This is a genomic window from Helicobacter sp. T3_23-1059 (genome assembly GCF_053654515.1).
Map to the genome: position 1 here is coordinate 1 of NZ_JBSIUV010000015.1, position 20,226 is coordinate 20,226.

19 protein-coding genes and 1 tRNA gene are annotated in these 20,226 nt (G+C 36.9%); 10 read left to right on the forward strand and 10 right to left on the reverse strand.

Going from position 1 to position 20,226, the window contains the following annotated elements; genetic code table 11:
* Positions 1-244: 244 nt before the first annotated feature.
* Positions 245-454, forward strand: coding sequence for a hypothetical protein (locus tag ACWIX0_RS05795; RefSeq protein WP_454172735.1), 210 nt, complete (start codon positions 245-247; stop codon positions 452-454).
* Positions 455-754: 300 nt separating this feature from the next.
* On the opposite strand, the gene ACWIX0_RS05800 is transcribed toward ACWIX0_RS05795, so the two are convergent.
* From ACWIX0_RS05800 to ACWIX0_RS05810, 3 genes are all read right to left on the reverse strand, one after another.
* Entirely contained in the window at positions 755-1,405 is a 651-nt protein-coding gene (locus ACWIX0_RS05800) for a response regulator (protein ID WP_454172737.1), read from the reverse strand.
* Between the two features lie 21 nt (positions 1,406-1,426).
* Positions 1,427-3,214: a sensor histidine kinase gene (locus ACWIX0_RS05805; RefSeq protein WP_454172739.1), complete on the reverse strand. Its 1,788-nt coding sequence runs from the start codon at positions 3,212-3,214 to the stop codon at positions 1,427-1,429.
* 88 nt (positions 3,215-3,302) lie between these two features.
* Positions 3,303-6,809 (reverse strand): UvrD-helicase domain-containing protein, encoded by a 3,507-nt coding sequence (locus ACWIX0_RS05810; RefSeq protein ID WP_454172814.1) that lies wholly within the window; start codon positions 6,807-6,809, stop codon positions 3,303-3,305.
* A gap of 183 nt (positions 6,810-6,992) precedes the next feature.
* Here ACWIX0_RS05810 and ACWIX0_RS05815 point away from each other — a divergent pair, with 183 nt between their 5' ends.
* Both ACWIX0_RS05815 and ACWIX0_RS05820 read left to right on the forward strand, forming a co-directional pair.
* Positions 6,993-7,880 carry a hypothetical protein gene (locus ACWIX0_RS05815; RefSeq protein ID WP_454172741.1) on the forward strand — a complete coding sequence of 296 codons (888 nt, stop codon included), beginning with the start codon at positions 6,993-6,995 and terminating at the stop codon, positions 7,878-7,880.
* A gap of 119 nt (positions 7,881-7,999) precedes the next feature.
* Positions 8,000-8,659, forward strand: a complete 660-nt coding sequence (locus ACWIX0_RS05820) for a hypothetical protein (protein ID WP_454172743.1) — start codon at positions 8,000-8,002, stop codon at positions 8,657-8,659.
* Positions 8,660-9,185: 526 nt separating this feature from the next.
* On the opposite strand, the gene cysK is transcribed toward ACWIX0_RS05820, so the two are convergent.
* Both cysK and ACWIX0_RS05830 read right to left on the reverse strand, forming a co-directional pair.
* Positions 9,186-10,097 (reverse strand): cysteine synthase A, encoded by a 912-nt coding sequence (gene cysK, locus ACWIX0_RS05825; protein ID WP_454172745.1) that lies wholly within the window; start codon positions 10,095-10,097, stop codon positions 9,186-9,188.
* A gap of 168 nt (positions 10,098-10,265) precedes the next feature.
* Positions 10,266-10,445 carry a hypothetical protein gene (locus tag ACWIX0_RS05830; RefSeq protein WP_454172746.1) on the reverse strand — a complete coding sequence of 60 codons (180 nt, stop codon included), beginning with the start codon at positions 10,443-10,445 and terminating at the stop codon, positions 10,266-10,268.
* On the opposite strand from ACWIX0_RS05830, the gene ACWIX0_RS05835 reads away from it, so the two are divergent.
* The 4 genes from ACWIX0_RS05835 (at position 10,438) to ACWIX0_RS05850 (ending at position 14,172) form a co-directional block, all read left to right on the forward strand.
* A complete protein-coding gene (locus ACWIX0_RS05835) occupies positions 10,438-12,033 on the forward strand; it encodes a hypothetical protein (RefSeq protein WP_454172747.1) in 1,596 nt (531 codons plus the stop codon). The genes ACWIX0_RS05830 and ACWIX0_RS05835 overlap by 8 nt on opposite strands.
* A 16-nt stretch (positions 12,034-12,049) precedes the next feature.
* A complete protein-coding gene (locus ACWIX0_RS05840; RefSeq protein ID WP_454172749.1) occupies positions 12,050-12,454 on the forward strand; it encodes a hypothetical protein in 405 nt (134 codons plus the stop codon).
* 170 nt (positions 12,455-12,624) lie between these two features.
* A complete protein-coding gene (locus ACWIX0_RS05845; RefSeq protein ID WP_454172816.1) occupies positions 12,625-13,605 on the forward strand; it encodes a TIGR01212 family radical SAM protein in 981 nt (326 codons plus the stop codon).
* Positions 13,606-13,965: 360 nt separating this feature from the next.
* Entirely contained in the window at positions 13,966-14,172 is a 207-nt protein-coding gene (locus ACWIX0_RS05850) for a hypothetical protein (RefSeq protein WP_454172751.1), read from the forward strand.
* A gap of 17 nt (positions 14,173-14,189) precedes the next feature.
* On the opposite strand, the gene ACWIX0_RS05855 is transcribed toward ACWIX0_RS05850, so the two are convergent.
* Positions 14,190-14,312, reverse strand: a complete 123-nt coding sequence (locus tag ACWIX0_RS05855) for a hypothetical protein (protein WP_454172753.1) — start codon at positions 14,310-14,312, stop codon at positions 14,190-14,192.
* Between the two features lie 178 nt (positions 14,313-14,490).
* On the opposite strand from ACWIX0_RS05855, the gene ACWIX0_RS05860 reads away from it, so the two are divergent.
* Positions 14,491-14,709, forward strand: coding sequence for a hypothetical protein (locus tag ACWIX0_RS05860; protein ID WP_454172754.1), 219 nt, complete (start codon positions 14,491-14,493; stop codon positions 14,707-14,709).
* Here ACWIX0_RS05860 and ACWIX0_RS05865 read toward each other — a convergent pair.
* Positions 14,706-15,914, reverse strand: a complete 1,209-nt coding sequence (locus tag ACWIX0_RS05865) for an outer membrane beta-barrel protein (RefSeq protein ID WP_454172755.1) — start codon at positions 15,912-15,914, stop codon at positions 14,706-14,708. The two genes, ACWIX0_RS05860 and ACWIX0_RS05865, sit on opposite strands and share 4 nt — an antisense overlap.
* A 622-nt stretch (positions 15,915-16,536) precedes the next feature.
* Between ACWIX0_RS05865 and corA the strand changes: the two genes are divergently transcribed.
* Both corA and ACWIX0_RS05875 read left to right on the forward strand, forming a co-directional pair.
* Positions 16,537-17,496, forward strand: a complete 960-nt coding sequence (gene corA, locus ACWIX0_RS05870; protein WP_454172757.1) for a magnesium/cobalt transporter CorA — start codon at positions 16,537-16,539, stop codon at positions 17,494-17,496.
* A 131-nt stretch (positions 17,497-17,627) separates the two neighbouring features.
* Positions 17,628-18,350, forward strand: coding sequence for a TerC family protein (locus tag ACWIX0_RS05875; protein ID WP_454172759.1), 723 nt, complete (start codon positions 17,628-17,630; stop codon positions 18,348-18,350).
* Positions 18,351-18,785: 435 nt separating this feature from the next.
* Here the strand turns inward: ACWIX0_RS05875 and ACWIX0_RS05880 are convergent, their stop codons facing one another.
* The 3 genes from ACWIX0_RS05880 to ACWIX0_RS05890 all read right to left on the reverse strand — a co-directional run bounded on the left by ACWIX0_RS05880 (position 18,786) and on the right by ACWIX0_RS05890 (position 19,999).
* Entirely contained in the window at positions 18,786-19,478 is a 693-nt protein-coding gene (locus ACWIX0_RS05880; RefSeq protein ID WP_454172818.1) for a YggS family pyridoxal phosphate-dependent enzyme, read from the reverse strand.
* 103 nt (positions 19,479-19,581) lie between these two features.
* Positions 19,582-19,658, reverse strand: a tRNA-Arg gene (locus ACWIX0_RS05885).
* Between the two features lie 56 nt (positions 19,659-19,714).
* Entirely contained in the window at positions 19,715-19,999 is a 285-nt protein-coding gene (locus ACWIX0_RS05890; protein WP_454172760.1) for an HU family DNA-binding protein, read from the reverse strand.
* Positions 20,000-20,226: the final 227 nt, after the last annotated feature.

Here is a 20,226-nt window from a genome sequence, read left to right on the forward strand (position 1 = left end):
AAATTAAAGATTAGAAAATTCTTTTTTTTTTTTTTTTTGATTTGGTTTTTGATTTTGTAAGTTTGATTTAAGTATTTTATTTGTAGAATGCTAGACAAATTTTTTAGAGAAAAATGTTTCTTACTTCACAAACTTCACAAAACTTATTTTTTTCTTAAGAAATGGATTCGCGCAAGAAACCGAAGTATCTCAAAGCGCAACTTCTTTATAAAATCTAAAAAATACAAATAGAGATATTTCGCGCTTGCGCTCTCATTATGACAATGTAGCTATTTCCCCCTCCGCAAGGGAGGGGGCTTTAATAGCCAACGCTATAACTAACCCTTGTCATACTGAACATAAGCGAAGCAACTCAAAATCTAAAAAAAATATAAATAGATATATTTTGCTAAACGCTCAATATGACAAAAACTCCGTCATTGCGAATGGATTTTGTATAAAATCCGCGTGGTAATCCATTTATCATTTTTTGCCAAATGTGTGTTTTTCTTAATATTTTACAACGATAAATTACCACGATTTTGTAATTTTTGTTTAAGTTGCAAATTCTAGCAATGACAAAAAAAACCCATCTCAACCCAACGGGTTGCAAGTCCTTAGCCAAAACAAAACCCCCTTACACAAAGAAAAAACCCCACTTTACAAACCAAACCCCCCTCCACAAAGCAATGCCCCGTAATGTTGTAAGGTGCTTAAAAGGTATTGCCCCGAGCAGATATGACAAACCAAGGTCCCTTATGACAAACAAAAAACATTATTTTTCTAAGCAGATTTTATAAACTTTGTTTCTTATTTTGACTAACAATCCCACTTCCATTAGCTGATGAAATGTCTTTACAATCGTGGGTTTGCTAACCCCCAATTCCTCGATAATATATTCATAACTTCCATAAAAAACCCCCTCATCATCGCAATGCTCAAGCAAAAATCGAATAATTTCGATTTTTTTGCCGCCCACAAAAGTATTTATCGCGCTTAAAAGCATATTTTTGGATTCTATTTCTTTGGCTTGGATTTTTGGGAGGATAGCCTTGTGCATCGTGGCTAATAATTCGGCTACATTGATAGGTTTTAGCACATATCCATCGACACTTAGCGAAATTGCATCAAGCAAGTAATTTACCTCCGTGTGCGCGGTGGTAAAAATGATTGGGCATTGGGTGTTGTGCTTGCCCTCGCGCACTTTGCGAGCAAACTCAATCCCATTCATTTTTGGCATCAAAATATCGCTTAGGATTAAATCGATTTGGTGGGTATCAAAAATCTCTAAGGCTTCTATGCCGTTTTTTGCTACAAAGATTCGCTCTATGTAGTCTTCTAGCACCATTGTGCTTACTCGTGCGACTTCTTCATTATCCTCGACATAAAGCAATGTGAGATTTTTTAGCTCTGCTAGATTTTGCATTTTGTCCCCTTAAAATTATGGCTAATGCGCTACATTTGATAAAGGAAATCTTATCATAAATTTTGCACCATAACATTCTTTATTGAGTGCTTTAGCTACCCACGCATCATTTACCACTTCGATACACCCACCCATTTGTTTTTCGATGATTTGTTTTGCCATATATAGCCCTATGCCTGTGCCTATGGATTTGTGCTTGGTGGTGAAATATGGCTCAAAGATTTTTTCCATTTGGGCTACTTTGATTCCGCCTCCATTATCCATTATGCAGATTTCAGCACAGCCTCTCACGCTAGGATTTATAGGATTATTTTGGGGCAGGGCGCATTTTGCGTTGCGTGATAAAGTGATTTGGATAATGCCACTTTGGGCTTGCAAATCGATAGAATCTCTTAAGATTTGCGCGCTAGAATCTAGGCTAGATTTTGCGCTAAAATCCTTGCTACTAGATTGCGTGTTATTAGATTGCGCTTCAAATCCTAAAGCACATTGTGTAAGCGCGTCTTGGGCGTTTTTGATGATATTTAGGATTATTTGGCTAAAGGCATTTTCATACCCAAAAATCTCTATATCCTCCTCATATTCAAAAAACACTTGGATATTATTTTGCTCCAAAGTAGGCTTGATAAGCGCGATAGAATCCTTAATACTCGCGCAAATAAAAAAATTCTTTTTTTTATGATGTGGCTGAAAAAAATTACGAAAATTCTCAATCGTATCAGACATATTATTCGCAATTTTTAGCGCGTCTTTTGTCTGTGTTTCGACAATATGTTGGCTTAAAGTGCCATTATCAAATTTTAGCTTGAAATTTTGGATAAGAATAATGAGTGAATTTAGTGGCTGACGCCATTGGTGTGCGATATTTTGTATCATTTCCCCCATCGCTGCAAAGCGGGCTTGCTGATACATTATTTGGTCTTTTTTGCGCGATTGTTCGATTTGCTCGCTAATGGTTTGTTGTAGATTTTGGTTATGCTTTTTTAGCTCATTTGTTTTTTGTAAAATGATTTTTTCTAGTCGCTTATTTTTCCCTCGCATAAATCCCATAAAAACACTTGAAGAATACACCGTGATAATGCTAACAAAAAGCATAAAGATTAGCAAAAATATCATTGTGCTGTCATACATCGTATCTGTGATACTATCTTGCAAGCTAAAAATCTCGATATTTTTTTCAAAAATCTCATTGATTTTGTTGCTGACTTCTATGCTGTGGGTTAGTAGATTTTGCGAAAAAGTTTGTGAATGTGTGGCGTTTTTTTGGATTTTGTTTTGAATTTTTTTTTGCGCATTTTGTTGCGAGTTTTTTTGTAAAGTTTCTTGTAAAGTTTCTTGCATAACGATATGTTTTGTATTGTTTATAAGGATAGAGAGTTCGTTTTTTAGCTCATTTTTTTGGGCGATTTTTTCTTTCATTTGAGATAGAGATTTTGCAAAAAATAGATTTTGGTATAGCGTTTTTAATGAGTGCAAAATCCCATTTTGCTCCCCATCTTGCTCATAAGTCTGCCATTCTTGTAGGTTGTTTTCATATTGGTTTTGTAGATTTTCATAAAAATGCGCTTGGGAGTTTGCATTAAAATGCGAAGCAGAATATGCAGGCAGGGAAATATAAAATTTTTGTATATTTTGAAGTGATTTTGATTTATGCACTCTTGTGCTGATATTTGCGTCATATTCATTTTTTAGCCCGCTTAGTGCTAGCAAACTTGTAATCGAAATAAGTCCAAAACCAAACGCAATAAGCAATAACAAAATCTTTGTTTGTCGCCCTAATGGTATGAGGGTAAAATTGATAAACGCCATTTTTGTCCTTTGCTAGATGTTATCAAATGTGGATTTTGTGGGATTTTGCTACAAATCCACTATATAGCTTTGCTTAAAAATAGGGCTACTAACATTTTTCCCACACCATTTCATCGCGGATATAGGCTACATAGCCATTGATTTCATAGTCTTTATAAAGCGTTTTTAGCGCGTCTATATAGCCATTTACTTGCTTTTTATGCTCTTCTTTAGAATTTATCCCACTTTTGTAATCAAGTATGAAAATCTTATTTTCACATTGTGCTAGTAAGTCGATTCTCTTTAGCTCGCCATCAAAAAACAACGGAATTTCCACATAAATTTGTTTTTGCAAATCTTGCTCTTGCAAAATCTGTTTTTGCAAAAAATCATCTAGTTGCTTTTTTGTCTTTTCTACAAGCATTAAAATATGAACAATGTCAATTTGCGCTCCAAAATGATTTTGCAAAAGCGAAGCTAAAATCTCTTTTTTTGTCCCAAAACCTAGCGCGTATTCTAGCACTAAGTGCAACGCCTCGCCAAATCGCATATTTTTTGCATTTGGCGACATATTTTTAGGTAGCGCATTTTTTAGCGTTTGAGTTTGCGCTCCAAATGATTTTTGGGATAGGATTTTGGGTTTAGCAGAAGTTTGGTTTTGCGTGCTTTGTGGCAGTGGGTTTGGATTTTGTGTAGCGATTTGTTGTAGTTGTTGCAAAGTGCTTAGACTACCAAAATGCTCTGCAAAAAATGGCGTTTCTATCGCTTCTAAAATGGGGCTAAACGCGCTTTTTGATGTTCCCTCTTTTTCGCTTGTTTTAAATCTATCGCTTTTGGGGGCGATGATAAGCCCATTTTTAGCCCTCGTGCAAGCCACATAAAGCACATTTTGCTTTTCGATTTCTTCTAGTTTTTTGCTAGATTCTAGCGCGGAGGCAAACTCACTATCCACAATCCGTCTTTGCTTTTGATTCATCGCAAAATACACAGCTTTGTCATAAATAAATTGCTTGTGATTTGTTGATTCTCCGCCAAGTCTATCAGCCAAAATGATATATGGAAACTCTAGCCCCTTAGCCCCGTGAATAGTCAAAATCCTAAGCCCTACTTGATTTTCTTTGGGCGAAGTGATACTTTGAGATTCTGCCCTAGCGATAAACTCACTAAGATTTTCGCTCTTTTTTTCTAGGCTTATTTCAATGAGTTTTTGGGCATTTTTATCACAGATTTGAAATGATTTTATGATTTCTAAGATACATTTGCTAGGCTTATAAATTACCTCTTTTAATGGTGTTTCTAATGCCATCTCACTCGCAACTTGCGCGTCTTTTTGATTATTAAAATCTTTTGTATTGGTTGATTTTTTTAGGCATTCTATCAATATTGATTTAAAAGATTCTACTAAGTTTTCTCTTTTTTCTTTTGACATATCAAAAGCACTTTTGCCCGCGATTTTTAAGCATTCATAAATATAAAAATCGCTTGTTTTTTGTAGCGATTTATCGCGTGGTGTTTGCTCGTTATTTGTTGCATTATTGCGGCTTTGCATATCAAGAAATTTTAACGCGCTTAAGATAAATCTAACGCTTGGTTTTTGGATAAATGCAGATTTGATTTCAGGGGTGGTTTTTATGTCGCCAAATCGCTGTTTTATCGCTTCGTTAATGCTAAAAATATCATCATTTCTAAAGCACAAAATCGCAATATCATTTGGATTGATATTAAGCATTAAGAGCGTTTGAATGCTATCTAAGACTTTTTTTATAATTTCATTTTGCGCTTCGTTTTGTGTTTCATTTAGCAACTCATTTTGTGCGTCATTTTGCGTTTTATTTTGTGGATTTTGAGATTTGCTATTTTGACTAAAATCTAGCATAGATTCTGCGTTAAAATCCTCGCTAAAATCATTTTGGCTAAATTCTTTTTTAGATTCTGTGCTAGTTGATTTTATAAGCGGAGTTTCTTGCACCACGCATACAAAGGATTTTGGGCTAGTATTTTTATTTTGCGCGTTTTGCGTAGGGTTTGGCAAGGATTGATTTTGGTATTTTTCATCGCCAAAAATTTGCGCAAAACACGCATTTACAAAATCTATGATAGTTTTTTGACTACGATAGTTATGTGGGAGATTGTGCGTATGCAGTGGCGAATGAGCGATGATTTCATCAAAAAATCTAGCCTCACTCCCCCGAAATCCATAAATGCACTGCTTAGAATCCCCCACAAAAAACACACTTCTATTGTTTTCACTATTATCTGCTAGATTTTTTATGTCTCTGCCCTTCCCCGCGTAAATCTCATCAATCAACGGCTCTAAAATCGCATATTGCATAGGGTTTGTATCTTGAAACTCATCAATCAAAATATGGCTAATAGCATTATCCATACGAAAATAAAAAAACTGCGGATCAATCCCGCCCGTGTCTTTATGTAGATTTTCACCCAAAATCAACAACTCATACACTTTTAACGCGCAAGATTCAAAACTTAGCTTTTTGCTTGCTTGCAAAGTGGCGTTTTGCGCCTTGCCAAATGCTTCTAAAATCATTGCAAATTCTGCGAAAATCACCCTCTCTTTTAGCAAAAAATACTGCTTTAGATTCTCTTTTAGCTCAAAAAAAAGCGGGCGAAATTCTGCGTTTAGATTCTCATTTTTTAATGGTTTTTTAAAATACTTATATTCATTTGGCTCATCTTTTCCTAAAAAAGTCCATTCTTTTTTTATAAATTCTGCCATATTTGAGGCTTGCAATGCGTTTATGCCTTTATCAGTTACTTCGCCTTTTTGCAAAATCTCTTGCATTGATTTAAGCGTGGATAAAATGCTAGATTCGCATTGTTTTATTTGGGATTTTATCTCATCTAGGGAGTAAGATTTTAGCTCGCTTAAAAAAGCTTCATTAAAGTGGATTTTGTCATTGTGCCACGCTTGTAAATGCCTCATAACCGAAGTAAAATCTATGTCAAAATCAAAGCAAAATCGCACAAGATGACTAAAAGCGTTTGAAAGATTTTGGGTATTTGATAGGTTTTGGGCTTTAGCGTGTGGTAAATTTTGAAAACTCGTATTAGAATTTAAGATTTGTGTAGATTTTGCGTAGTTTTTTTCTAGCGTGGCTAAAAATGCTTCAAAAAGTTCGTTTTCATCGATATTTTCGCCGATTTTATAATCTTGGCTAAGCCCCACATACCAGCAAAATTTATGCAAGATTAAATTAAAAAACGAATCAATGGTGCAGATTTTGGGCGTGGAATCTAAAAATTCTTTATAGATTTTATGGGATTTTGCGCGGATTTCTTGCTTGCTAAGCCCTAGATTTTGAAGTGCGTTTATAAATGGCGAAGTCTCGTTTGTAATGGGATTTGCAAGCTCTTTTAGGGCGTTTTTTACGCGCTCTTGCATTTCTTTTGTGGCTTTATTGGTAAAAGTAAGGGCTAAAATCTCGCTAGGCTTTGCCCCGCTAAAAAGTAGCCATATATAGCGCAAAGCAAGGCTAAAAGTCTTGCCACTGCCTGCGGAGGCTTTGAGTGCTAAAAAACAATGCGCAAGCGGATTTTGTGTATTTTGTGGAATTTGCGTAGAATGTTTAGTCGTATTTAAATCGTGCGAAATCATAGAATCCAAACTGCCTTTTTATGGTATTTTTGTGGCTTTTTTGTGATATTACAAAGAAATTTTAGCGATATTTTGCAATGCAAAACATAATGCAAAATCCATAAAAAATACTTGATTATTTATTGATTTTGCATTATTGCCGATGTGGTATCATAGCAAAAATTCCTTAAAAGGAGATGGAAAATGAAGTATGAAATGACTTTCCAAATGAAAAAAAAGATGAGTGGCATTAGGGTTGATTCTTTATTGCTAGTTGTGGCTTTTGTTGTGGGAATCTGTGGATTTGCAGGGGTTTTTAGCAACGCGCAAGCTGCGACAAACAAACAAAAAGCAAGCAATAACTACAAAAATCTACAAAGCAATCAAAGCAAATTTACTAGCCGATTTGCAAGCGGCTCAATCGTCTCTGGCTCAAAGGCAAATTCTAGAAATTCAGAACGGCGTTGGTATATATTTAACGAAGGTGCTGTGGGTGGCTCTTATAGTATGCTTGGCAATGCGACTTATTGGGCTGTGGATTTGGGGTATAATGTATATTTGCGCACGATTGATAGCACAAAAGGCGGGGTTAGTTTCATCGCTGGTGCTGGGGTAAATTTCCCTATCTATCTAAAAGCTGGTGGCAAGTCCAATATTTTAAGCGACCATAGAGGGTTTCAGCAAAAAGATTATGATGGAATCTTAGGCTGGGGGAGTGAAATCCCTGTAATGATAGGAATAGAAAAAAGTGGATTTTATCTAACGGGGCTTGTGGGCTATGGCTGGCTATTTATGAATGATATTTACCCTGTGGCAAACGCACAAGGAAGCGGGGCATTTCCTCGAGTGGAGACAAGCTATGATGGGATTATCTATGGGGCGGGGCTTGGATATAAGCTAAGCAATGTGATAAATATCGGTTTTCGCTATTTTCACGGCGATATGACAAACCGCAAAAACGATACCAAACCCGATGCAGTCGCTGAAGCAAATGGTATCACTTCTACCGAAATAATCACTCACGCAAGAGGGCGAGATGTCTATGATATTGCTTATGATAAATTCCAACTCTTTGTGGCGTTTATTTTTTAAGACAAAAAATTTAGAATCAAATTTTTAAGCAGTTTGTGGCGTTTGTCAAAATCTAAATGCTTGCAAAAAAACGATTTGGCAAGTGCGTTTCATAAAAAATGCTTTTGCAAGGATAAAAAATGAAAAAATTTGCGCTAAAGTCTCGTAGATTTTGTAGTGGCTTTGTGGGTAGTTTGGTTGTTTTTAGCGTATTTGTGTCGGTGTGTCATCTAGGGCTTGCTAGCCTCTGCAATGCGGAGTCTAGCAAGAGTGATAATGGCAGATTTGATGCCATAGAGTCTAGATATGTCGCCGCACAAAATGACTACAAAACAAATTTAAACAACATAGAAGCGATTTTAGAAAAAACAAAAACTATCAAAACTAGGGCTAATAACGCCAAAAACAAAGCCATAGCAGCAGCAAAAAAAGATATAGCCACAAGAGCAAATAAACAAACCTCTACAAACGCTCAAGTAAAAGAGGGCGAGTATATGAGCGCGACTTTTAAGGTAATGGAAATAAGCGATGATGCTAGGGCGATAGCAAGCAAGGCTAGCACGGAGCTAAATAAGGCAAAAACTATCAAAGACAAGATAGAAAGCACTTATAAAAAAGCAAAAGAGGGCAATAGTGTCGCACTAAGCAAATTTGAAGCAATCATAAACGAATATGAAAACACAGTAAAAAAAGCTACGACTTTGATAAGCGAGTTTGAAACATTGACAAATGAGTATGAAAAAGCGGTAAGTGAGTTTGAAAAAACAGCTAAAGAATATGAGGAATCCACCCTAAAATAGCGCAAAATAGTCAAAAATCACTAGAATCTAGCAAAATAAAATCCGTAAAAAGATTGTATAAAATCTAATAATAAAACAAGGCTTATAAATTGATTGTCAAATCTTGCAAAATACGAAAACTATAAAATCTACAAAATCCAAAATTTGCAAAAAATCCAAAATCTATAAAAACTAAGTATGGTTAGAATCTTTATGAAAAAAATCTTGCCAAATATTTATTAAAATTTTTCCTAGCATTTTTATCATCGTTTTACCAAAGATTTTTTACAAAAAGCATTCTAAAAATTTTGTAGATTTTGTTTTCATTAGTCTTTAAGATTCCCCCTCCAAATCAAAATCCCTTAGCGTAAAAAGCATTAGCATAAAACCGCATAAGCCTAGCTAGCTTACTTTCCTATGTCTGCTTATCTGCGACTGCCTACACCTGCTCCACTGCCCGCCTCCACAAATCGCAAAAACTCCGCAAACTACAAAATCTTTACCCTTTTTTTACGCCCACTCTTTTTGCAAATTTATAATCCCAAACCTACAAAGTATTAAACAAATCCGTGCTTAAATATCGCTCTGCAGTGTCATTAAGCACAGTTAAAATCGTTTTATCGCTATGCTCGCGTGCGATTTTTAGAGCCGCGCTTACATTTGCACCGCTTGAGATTCCCACCATTATGCCGATTTTGCCAAGCCTTTGTGCCATAGCGATAGCGTCATCGTTCTCCACGCACGCGATTTCATCTATCACATTGCGGTTTAAAATCTCAGGGATAAAGTTCGCGCCAATGCCTTGAATCTTATGCCCGCCTGCTTGTCCTTTGCTAAGCAGTGGCGAAGCAGCTGGCTCAACGCCTATGATTTTGATATTTGGGTTTTTTTCTTTGAGCACTTCGCCCACACCGCTTATCGTCCCGCCTGTGCCAAATCCCGCGACAAAATAATCTAAATTAGAGCCAAAGCTCTCCCAAATCTCAACTGCAGTCGTTTTTTTGTGCATTTCTTTGTTTGCAAGGTTGCTAAATTGGCTTGGCATAAAGGCATTTGGCGTATTAGCTAAAATCTCATTTGCCTTGTTGAGCGCGCCTTTCATTCCCTCGCTTGCGGGGGTTAGCTCGAGCTTCGCGCCAAAGAGTTGCACCATTTTCCTACGCTCGATACTCATAGATTCTGGCATTGTGAGGATTATCTTTAACCCCAAGCTCGCGCAAATCATCGCTAGTGAGATTCCCATATTGCCACTTGTGCATTCTACAATGGTGGTGTCTTGGTTTATCTTGCCACTTTTGAGTGCCTCATCTATCATCGAGTATGCCGCCCTGTCTTTGACCGAATGGCTAGGGTTTAGAAACTCGCACTTGCCATAGAGGTTTGGCGCGATTTGCTTTAGGCTTATGATTGGTGTTTTGCCGATAATGTCGGTGATATTTTCATAGACTTTGCTTGACATTGTGTCTCCTTTTTGTCGTTTTTTATGCTCTGACTTTTTGTAGATTTGTCAAAGCCACTTCAAGTGTAGCATATAAATTTTAATAGATTTTGCTAGTTTTTGTCATAGATTTTGCTATGCCTTGTGATATTGTTCGTTTTTTTTTTTTTTGTTATAATCGCAGTTTTTTTAAAGCCCCCAAAAACAAAAAAGGCAACAAAATGGATAAAAAAACACAAAACACAAATAATGTAGATTCTGCTTTACTCTCTCTCTCTCTCGTAGCGCGGATTTTCTAGCTAGGCACAAACGCCACATTATCCTATCTTTAAGCATTTTTGTATTTTTAGTCGCGCTACTTTTGCGCATCGGCTTTGCCTATCAAAAAAGCGGTTTTCATGTCGATGAATCTTGGAGTATTTCCATAGCCACAAATGGCATTTCAATGCCCTCCAAAATCAAAGAAGGCACATACTTTGGCAAAGAGCTAAAAGAGCGAATTTATTTTGATGATAATTCTATAAGCGATTTAACGCACGACTTAAAAGAGCTATGGAAAAATAATTATGGCGATGGCGCGTCTCACACAAATCTTTATTACATTTTGCTTCGTGCGTGGAGTTTTGATGTCAAAAGTGGCGATTTTGCGTGGCTAAAAGCGCGTGGAATCGGGCTAAATTTAGTCTTTTTTGCGCTTGGATTTTATGCTAGTTTTATTTTAATAACAAAGATTTTTTCACGCGAAAATCTTTTTGTCCCGCTATTTTTGGCATTTGCGTTTGTAAATTCTGCAAGTGTTACAAATACGATTTTTATGCGCCCTTATGCCCTGCAAGAAATGCTTTTGATGGTGTTTGTGCTAAATTGTTTTGTGTTTTATAGGCTAGATTTTAGAAGCGCAAAAGAGGCTTTTTCAAAGCATAAATTGTTCTTTATTTGGTTTATTTTTGCCACCGCGCTTTTGTGTTTGTCGCATTATTTTTCACTATTTTTTATCGCATTTGCGTTTATTTTTTTAGCGTTTATCTCGCGCAAAAATATCTTTCCTTTAAGCATTGTGGTGCTTGGAAGTTTTGCAATCGCACAGATTTTATATAAGGGCTATTTTAGCGAAGTCCTTGGCGGTTACCGCGCAAATGAAAGCACGGAGAAATTGCTACTAAATAATTTTTGGCAAAATCTAAATAATAGTTTTAAGGCTGGGGCGGATATTTTGCAAACGCATTTTTGCAATGCGTATGGATTTGTGATTGTTTGTGTGGCGTGTGGAATCGCGCTATTTTTGGCAAAAAAATATATTAGATTTAAAAAGATTTTTATCGCTTTAAGCGCGTTTATGATTTTTGCCTATATCGTGGCGTTTATCCTTATCGCCCTTGCAAAAGATAGCACACAAAATGCACAAATAAGGCTAGATTCGCTAGTCCCAATTATGACAGATTCAGGGCATTTTGCTTACACGGGCAAGATTTTTTACACAAACAAAATCTTAAACGCTCGCTCAAAAACCACAAGCAATCTCATCGTAGAATCTATCGCGTGGGATAGCGCGATAGATTCTAGCAAAATCACAATCACGCAAGTAAAAAATCGCTACATAGATTTTACCACCACGCAAGATTTAAGGGTGATTTTGGGAGATAAAGCAGACAAAAATCTTGGGGTTTTAAGCTATCGCGTGGATTTTACGCCATTGCTAAATGCGATTTGGCGATATTATGTAGCATTGCTTGGATTTAGTTTTTTAATCGCATTTTATGTGCAATACGCAAAAATCGCGTGGAGCAAAGATTTTGGTAGCGATTTGGTGTGCAAATCTAACTTTGAGTGCGATGAGCGCGAATCTAGTGAATCTAACACATTTAGCATTAAATCCAAAAACGCCATATTTTTGTTTGGGATTTTTGTAGTGGCTTTTTCGTGGTTTTGCTTGGTTTTTTTTTGTCGCGCCGTATAAGGATTTGCGCTATGTGATGCCTGTTTTTGCATTTTTGTATTTTGGTGTGATTTTGGTGCTAAATGCCCTTAAAAGCCCGATTTTGAGCGGGGTTTTTGGCGTGTGTTTTGTTGTAAGTTTGCTGATAAATTACAATGTGAAGTATTTGTATAAAGAGCCATTTATTTTTGCGCAAAATCCTAGCATTCCTGTAATCGTGCATTTGCCAACATTATCGTGGCAACAAGGTGCGTTTGTATTTGCGTTTAATGATACGCAACGCTACATAGTCGAGCCAGATTTTGCGAAATTGCAAGAAAAAATGCGCGGTTTGGAAGCGTTTTATTTTATCGGTGAGACGCCATTTGACACGCCTTTCGGATACAGACAAAGTGCTATGCAAAAAGATTGGTATGGGCATTTTTATTTGTTTGAAAAATAAATAAAAATATTGCAAATAGATTTTGCTTTATAGCATTTGCGCTAGGCAAAAAATGCTACACTTACGCCACGCGTTTTGACACTTTTTTTACGATTTTTGCAAGCCCAAAATCAATATTTCTAAACTTAAGGAAATCTCAAATGATAGACACAGATTCTGCGCAAATGCCATTGCGTGAGCTACAAACGATTGGCAGGTATTTTAAGCAACGATTTGGCGAGAGGGTTAGAAAAATCCCTATTTCTTTGTCTGGCTTTACTTGCCCAAATATCGATGGTAGCAAGGCAAGGGGCGGGTGCATTTATTGTGATAATGCAAGCTTTTCGCCTAGCTTTATCAAAATCCAAAATCAAAAATCCCAAATCAAAAAATCTATCCCCACGATGAATTTTTATTTGCAATCAAATCCCATACTAAACACGCAATTAGCGCAATTAGAAGAGCAATTTTTATGGCACGCGGATTTTCATAAACGCAAATTTGGCGTGAAAAAATATATGGTGTATTTTCAATCATTTAGCAACACTTATGCCCACCCACACACGCTAAAATCCCTTTGGGACAAAGCACTTAGCTTTGAAGGCGTAGTGGGGCTAAATATCGGCACACGCATAGACTGCATAGAAAATGCCACGCTAGAGATTTTGAGCGACTATGTAAAAAATGGCAAAGAAATATGGCTAGAATACGGCGTGCAAAGCACTTTTGATTCTACGCTAAAACTCATAAATCGCGCTCATAGCACCAAAGGCGCAAAAGAGCTTTTTAACGCCACGCGCAAAAAAGGCATAAAAGTGTGCGCTCATCTAATCTATGGGCTGCCAAATGAGGATAAATCTATGATGATAGATTCTCTAAAAACCACCTTGCAATGGGGAATCGATGCTATCAAAATCCACCCGCTTTATGTTATTGCAGGCACAAAGCTAGCAAAAATGTATGAAGCGGGCAAGTATGAACCAATCGATTTGGATTGCTATGTGGAGCTTATCGCAAAATCTATGTTGATTTTGCCTAGCGAAGTCATCATCGAGCGCGTAAGCTCTGGCGCACACATAGATAGCTTAATCGCGCCAAAATGGTGCTTTGACAAAAATATCCAAATGCGACTTTTGCGCGAAAAGTTGCTAGAAATGGGCGTTTTGTATTAGCGTGGGTTATAAAGTTTGGTAGAGATAGAGGTTTGATATTATCGCGGGCTATAAAGTTGCTAAAAATAGGGGGTTTGGTATTAGTGTAGATTGTCTTGCTTTTTGTATTTTTTTGTTTTTTTTTTTTTTTTGGGGTGGGGCAACGATTAGCAATTATTGCAAAGCATTGCATTTGTAATGCAAATAGCGATATTTTACAATGCTTTCAAATCTACAATGTGTGTCGGCGTGGCAATCCACAATAATGCAATTTGCAACGAGTGGCAATTCGCATAAAACCACCCTTGCAGATGGTTTGGGGGGTTGGATTGGGGTGGTGTCATTGCGAGTTTCTAGACTTTTGTCAAAAAGGCTAGAATCGTGGCAATCTATTTTATTAGATTTGTTAAAAACGCATTTTTTTGCTTTGTGTATATAGATTTTGCTTGCGCAAACTGCGCCTACTCGCGACTTCGCGCTAAATCGCTACTTTGTAGCTGTGGACTTGTGCCACGCGGTTTAGATTCTAAAAAATCCAAACCTCTCGCAATAACAGAAGCAGAATCATTGCTTACAGTGACGGAGTGAGTGTGGATTGTCGTGTGTTAGATTTTTGTAGCTTTTGGCAAAGTCGTGGCAAAAACTCGCAATGACAAAAATGCAGATTCTTGCAAAGAAACCCACCCCCTTAATCCCCCTCCGCAAGGGAGGGGGAAATCTTGCGTCATTTAATCCCCATCGTGCTAAGGGAGGGGGCTTTAAAAAGCGTTGCCACTAACGCGATGGAGGGGAAATAATGTCATTGCCTATAATGACGGGATTTTCTTTGTCATATTGAGTGTGTAAGCGCAAAATATCTCTATTTGCATTTTGAGTTTTTTTGAGTTACTTCGCTTACGCTCAAGTATGACGATTTGTTGGATTGCCACGCAAAATCTAGCGATTTTATCGCAATGGCAAAAAAACAGCCCCTTAAGCACCTGCAAAAGTAGGGAGGGAAAATGGATATTTCTAACTATGTCTCTAAGTATGGTAGCGACAAAGAATCATATCAACAAAAACAAGCTAGACAAATACAACAATCACAAAAAAGCGCAAAAAACAACTACTACGCCAAAATCCTAAAACACATACACATAGCGGAGAAAAATATCATAAGGCGAGCCGATTCTGCCTTGTATTCCAAATTTTTTTGTGGTGCTATATACTTGTGGTTCGATTTTTTCTTCGATGAGCGTGGTTCGCAATGGACGAAATCTAACGCCTAATTCTATATCGTGGTGTCTTGCCAAAGAAGCACGGATACCGAAGTTTATAGCGACATTTACGCTAGTTTTGGGATTGCTAAAATTTCTGTCTTTGTGATTATTTGGGCTACCTTGTAGGGTTACGCCTTTTGTCGTGCCTGCGCTATCCCCTGCTACTTCTAGCATAGATTCTAATAGTCTATCGCTCCAACCGTGAGTCTGTGCCCCTACGCCCACCCCTGCAAAAAATCCAAAGAAATTATGATTTTTCTCTACGATATTTAGTAAGCCATCAATATTTAGGGCATAGTTCATACTCCATATTTTATTTTGTGGCATATAGTTTATATCCGCATAATATCGCAAGCCAAACCCACCCGTAATGCCATGCTTATAGCCTATCATAAGTCCATAAATTCCCACTGCCTTATCCAAACTAGCAAATGAAGTAAAAGGTGAATACTCTACATTACCCTTTTTACCATAATAGTCTGTATTTTGGTTGCTAGTGAAAGAAGCTACACCAAAGGTTAGCCCTATAAATGCACCACTTTTTTCTTTATTCATAGGCTCGATTTCAAATGGTAGTTTTTGTTCATTTTCAGCGACTTGCTCTAGATTTTCATCGCTAGATTCCGTTATTTCTTGGGGTTGTGTGGATTGTGGCTCGGTGCTTTGCGTGGGCTGCGTGTCTTGCTGTGGGATAAGCCCTTGTTTTTGCTTTAGGTATTGGATTTTGGATTGCAGGGTTTCTATGTCTTTTTGGTATTGCTCGTTTTTTTCTAAATCTTTTAGTTGCTCTTGCAAGTATGTTTTTTGATGATGCAGGCTTTGAAGTTGCGGATTTTGCGCAGGTTGTGCAGGCTGTGTTGATTGTGTAGATTGCGCAGGTTGTGTTGATTGTGTAGGTTGTATAGATTGTGCGGACTGCGCAGGCTCAGCTAAAGCAACAAACGCAACGCAAGATAGCGCAGGGAGCGCAAAAGCTACACCAAAAAACCTAGATAAACTATGTGAGTTTGAAATAAGCGAGATTGCAGGGGGTGTATTAGAAATGGTGAGGTTAGATTTTAGGTTTTGCATTTTATCTCCTTTGTTTTTGCTTTTTTATTTTGCGTTCGCACTTTTTGCGCTATTTTTGCAAAATCATTTGTCAAGCTAAGCGATAAAAAATGTGGATATTTTGCTTGTTTTTGCAAAATATTATGTGATTATAATACAAAAAAAAAAAAAAACGCAAAAAATTTGATTGAAAGTGGCATTTGTGGTGGCATTGGCGTTTTTTTGTTGTTTTTTTTGTCGGTTTTTTGGGTTATGAAAAAGAGTTTTTTCTTTTTATGGATTGCAACTAGAATCTATAAGCGGGTTTGCTCGCAATGGTGATAATAGCAAAAAAAAAAAATTTGCTAAAAAAATGCTAAAAACAATACAAAAAAATACGCAAAAGCGCAAAAAAAACAATCACGCAAAACACATAATAAAAACATAATAAAAATACATAGCCCATAAAAAATCAAAAAAAACGAAATAAAAAAAGTGTTTATTAAAGCGCAAAAAATACAAATCTAATAATATGATTTTTGCGATTTTGCTATAATGCTTTTTTGGTTTTTTGCGATTTTACTATAATCTAAATATTGACTTGTAATGCGATTTTTAACGCAAATACAATCTTATACCAAAATCTTACACAAGGAGGCTTCCAATGATGAATGTGTTTTTTAAGCAAGGCTCAATGGTCGTGCAAAAGAAAATCCAAGATAATTTCACATTGCCAGAGGGTGCGATTTTGTGGATAGATTTGCTTCACCCCTCCGCTGCGGAAGTCTCTTATATCGCCAAAACTTACGCGCTAGATATTCCTACAAAAGAAGAGAGAGAGGAGATCGAAGAGAGTGCGAGATATGCAGAAGATGCGGACACAATCACGATAAACACTTATTTCCTTACGCGTGATGCGGAGCTAGAGTTGCATAATGAAACTGTTACTTTTCTACTGCTAAAGGGAATCTTATTTACGATTCGTTATGAGGATTTTAAGGTGTTTAATGAGATTCATCAAAGTGTGCTAATTAGTCCGCGAAAATTTGAAGATGGGTTTGACATCGTAAGTAGAATCTTTGAAGTGCGTGTCGAGCAAGATGCCGATATGCTAGAGGGTGCTGCAAAGCTAACCAAAATCTTGCGAAAATCTGCGCTAGAAGAAACTTCAAATGAACACGACCATATCGCAAGGCTTGCTAGACTCTCAAGCCTCCAAGAGCTAAATTTAAGCGTGAGGGATTCTCTTTTTGATAAGAGGCGTGCGATTATGGCGTTATTGCGCAGTGGCAAAGTGGAGCAAGACATCAAAAAAGAGCTGACAATCGTGCTAAAAGACTTAAATTCACTTGTAGAATTTACCAATGTAAATCTAAGTATGCTTGATAATACCCAAAGCATTTTCACAAGCCAAATCAATATCGAACAAAATAAAATCATAAAGCTATTTACCGTAGCGACAATGGCAATGATGCCACCTACGCTCATAGGCACGATTTATGGTATGAATTTTACTAATATGCCTGAGCTTGAGTTGCCTTATGCCTATCCTGTGGTGCTAGTGGCTATGGTGGTTTCTACCGCGATTCCTATCGTGATTTTTAAGAAAAAAGGCTGGTTGTAATTATGGCAATGTAGAGATAGATTTTGTGTGAATTTTGCAATATTTCGTAATATTTTGCACGGATTTTGCCATAATTTTCCATCATACAAGTCATTGCCATATACTAAAAATTTTATGATAAAGACGAAAAAATGTTAGAGATTCTTGCTTCGCCACAAGCGTGGTTCGCGCTTATTAGTCTTGTGCTTTTAGAGATTGCACTTGGCGTGGATAATCTTATATTTTTAGCGATTTTGGTTGCTAAATTGCCAAAAGAGGAGCAAAAAAAAGCTAGGATTTTAGGGCTTAGCTTTGCGGGGCTTACACGCATAGCGTTGCTTGGGTTTCTTTTTTGGCTTACCAAACTTACAAATCCGCTTTTTGTCGCATTTGGGCTAGAGATTTCAGGTAGGGATATTATCCTTATTTTAGGCGGGATTTTTTTGCTATATAAAAGCACCAAAGAAATCCACGAGCTAGCATTCAAACCTAGCCACGCAAAATCTAGCTTGACAAAAAAGCCTAGTTTTTGGCTTATCATCGCGCAAATTGGCTTTTTGGATATTATTTTTTCGCTAGATTCTGTGTTTGCAGCGGTGGGTATGGCTAGGCATTTAGAAGTGATGATATGTGCGATTTTAATCGCTGTGGTGGCGATGATGTTTGCTAGCGAGTGGATTTGCGCTGTGATAGAGGCTTACCCTAGCCTAAAGATTTTGGCATTAGGATTTTTGCTTATCATCGGCGTGGTGCTTATCGCCGATGGCTTGCACTACGAAATCCCAAAAGGCTATATATACTTTGCTATGGCTTTTTCGCTACTCATAGAATGCTTAAATATATTTGCAACCTCTAAACAAAACAAAAAATCCTAATGCGCAATATCCCTACGCACAAAGCTAGCAAAATCTAAAATATTCGTTTAGAAGTATAAAAATACACACTTTCTTTGCAATTTATATCTATTTTTTACAAAAATAGATATTTCATTTAGAAATCATATACTTTTGTTTTTTAGAATTTCGGCTAAGGCTCATCACAGGGCTGGCAACTTGCCTTGAAAGTTGCACTTGGTGCTAAACCAACAAACCCGACAGAAATGTTTTTCAAACTCCTTGTAAAAAACCGCGTGATGAGTCCTTGCTTCTTTTGATTCTTTTTACTTTTTTTACTCTTTTTTTTAATGTATGATTTGCGCAAAAAAATGTCTTTTTATGCAAGAAATATTTTTTTATGTTTGCAAAAAAAATAAAAATTGCAAAAATCTATGTTTTTAGATTTTTTTGCAAAAACTAATGATTTTACAAAATCTAATGCTTAAAAAGCGCAGAACCTATGCGAAGCATATTTGCTCCATTTTGTAACGCTATCTCAAAATCCCCGCTCATACCCATAGATAGCACGCTAGAGCCAGCACTTGCTAGGCTGTCGTGCAATTCTTTTGCGCGAGCAAAACTATCCTCTATCTTGCTTTTGTCCTCGCTATGTGCGCCGATAGTCATTATCCCACATAGATGTAGATTTGTTGTATTTTCTTTGATTTTTAAAAACGCTTCTTTGGCTTTTTTTAAGTCAAATCCGTGTTTGCTAGGCTCATTTGCGCTATTTACTTGGAGGAGGACAGATTGGATTTTGCCTAGTTGTTTGCATTTTTTGTCTATTTCATAAGCGAGATTTAGAGAATCTATGGAGTGAATAAGTGTGGGATTTAGCGCAAGGAGGGCGTTTATTTTGTTGCGCTGAAGTGAGCCGATAAAATGCCATTCAAAGTTTTTGCTAGAATATATTTGACTGATTTTTGTTTTTAAATCTTGGACTTTGTTTTCGCCAAAAGAGATTTGCCCCAAAGAGTGCATAGTCAAAATCTCATCTATGCTGTGGTATTTTGAAACAGCGATAAGTTTGATATTGTGAGATTTTATGTTGTGTTTTTGTGCGTATTGCTTGGAAATTGTTTGAATTTTGCTTTGGATAGTTTTTAGATTTGTCGCAAAAGCATCTATCATTTTTTAAACCTTATAAATTTTAGTTTGCTTTATTAGATTTTGGTTTTTTTGCGGATTTTTATTATAAGTGTTTTAGAGAAGTAAAAAAGAAGTCAAAAAGTGGTGTCCTCGGCGGGATTTGAACCCACGACCTTACGATTAGGAATCGTACGCTCTATCCAGCTGAGCTACGGGGACAAGCCCCAAGCCCCCATTATAAAGGGGACAAGCCCCAAATAAATGGGGGAAAAGACTTATTTAGCCTTAGCTACAAGGTCTTTCAAGCTCTTACCGGGTTTAAACTTAGGAACATGTTTGTCCGCAGTTTTGTAAGTTTTGTTACTTCCGGGAACTTTACCAGACTTACCTTTTTGCAAAGCGGTTTCAAATTTACCAAAACCAACTAGCTCAACAGGCTTTTTCTTGCTAAGAGCTTTTTCCACAGCTGCTACAAAAGCATTTACTGCGTCTTCCGCGCTTTTTTTGCTTGAAAACTTGCCAGCTTCTTTTACAAGTTCTACAAACTCTGCTTTATTCATCGTGTCTCCTTTGAGGTGAAATTTAAAGCGTGCTTATTCTATACAATTTTTTACCTAAAATCAAGGATTTTACGCAAAATTTTACAAAAAAATGCGATTTTTTCCCTATTTTTAGGCTATTTTGCAGGATTTTTGTCCTACATTGCCCTTTTTTGCATAGTTTTTCGCCTCGTAGATGATGCATTGTTTTATGGCAATTTTTTCGACAATCAAAAATAATTAACGAC

Coding starts and splice junctions, on each gene's coding strand:
- ACWIX0_RS05800 (WP_454172737.1), bottom strand. CDS start 1,405: ATGCAAAATCTAGCAGAGCTAAAAAATCTCACATTGCTTTATGTCGAG.
- ACWIX0_RS05805 (WP_454172739.1), bottom strand. CDS start 3,214: ATGGCGTTTATCAATTTTACCCTCATACCATTAGGGCGACAAACAAAG.
- ACWIX0_RS05810 (WP_454172814.1), bottom strand. CDS start 6,809: ATGATTTCGCACGATTTAAATACGACTAAACATTCTACGCAAATTCCA.
- ACWIX0_RS05815 (WP_454172741.1), top strand. CDS start 6,993: ATGAAGTATGAAATGACTTTCCAAATGAAAAAAAAGATGAGTGGCATT.
- ACWIX0_RS05820 (WP_454172743.1), top strand. CDS start 8,000: ATGAAAAAATTTGCGCTAAAGTCTCGTAGATTTTGTAGTGGCTTTGTG.
- cysK (WP_454172745.1), bottom strand. CDS start 10,097: ATGTCAAGCAAAGTCTATGAAAATATCACCGACATTATCGGCAAAACA.
- ACWIX0_RS05830 (WP_454172746.1), bottom strand. CDS start 10,445: ATGCGCAAAAGTAGCGCGACTAAAAATACAAAAATGCTTAAAGATAGG.
- ACWIX0_RS05840 (WP_454172749.1), top strand. CDS start 12,050: ATGCCTGTTTTTGCATTTTTGTATTTTGGTGTGATTTTGGTGCTAAAT.
- ACWIX0_RS05855 (WP_454172753.1), bottom strand. CDS start 14,312: ATGACGCAAGATTTCCCCCTCCCTTGCGGAGGGGGATTAAGGGGGTGG.
- ACWIX0_RS05860 (WP_454172754.1), top strand. CDS start 14,491: ATGACGATTTGTTGGATTGCCACGCAAAATCTAGCGATTTTATCGCAA.
- ACWIX0_RS05865 (WP_454172755.1), bottom strand. CDS start 15,914: ATGCAAAACCTAAAATCTAACCTCACCATTTCTAATACACCCCCTGCA.
- corA (WP_454172757.1), top strand. CDS start 16,537: ATGATGAATGTGTTTTTTAAGCAAGGCTCAATGGTCGTGCAAAAGAAA.
- ACWIX0_RS05875 (WP_454172759.1), top strand. CDS start 17,628: ATGTTAGAGATTCTTGCTTCGCCACAAGCGTGGTTCGCGCTTATTAGT.
- ACWIX0_RS05890 (WP_454172760.1), bottom strand. CDS start 19,999: ATGAATAAAGCAGAGTTTGTAGAACTTGTAAAAGAAGCTGGCAAGTTT.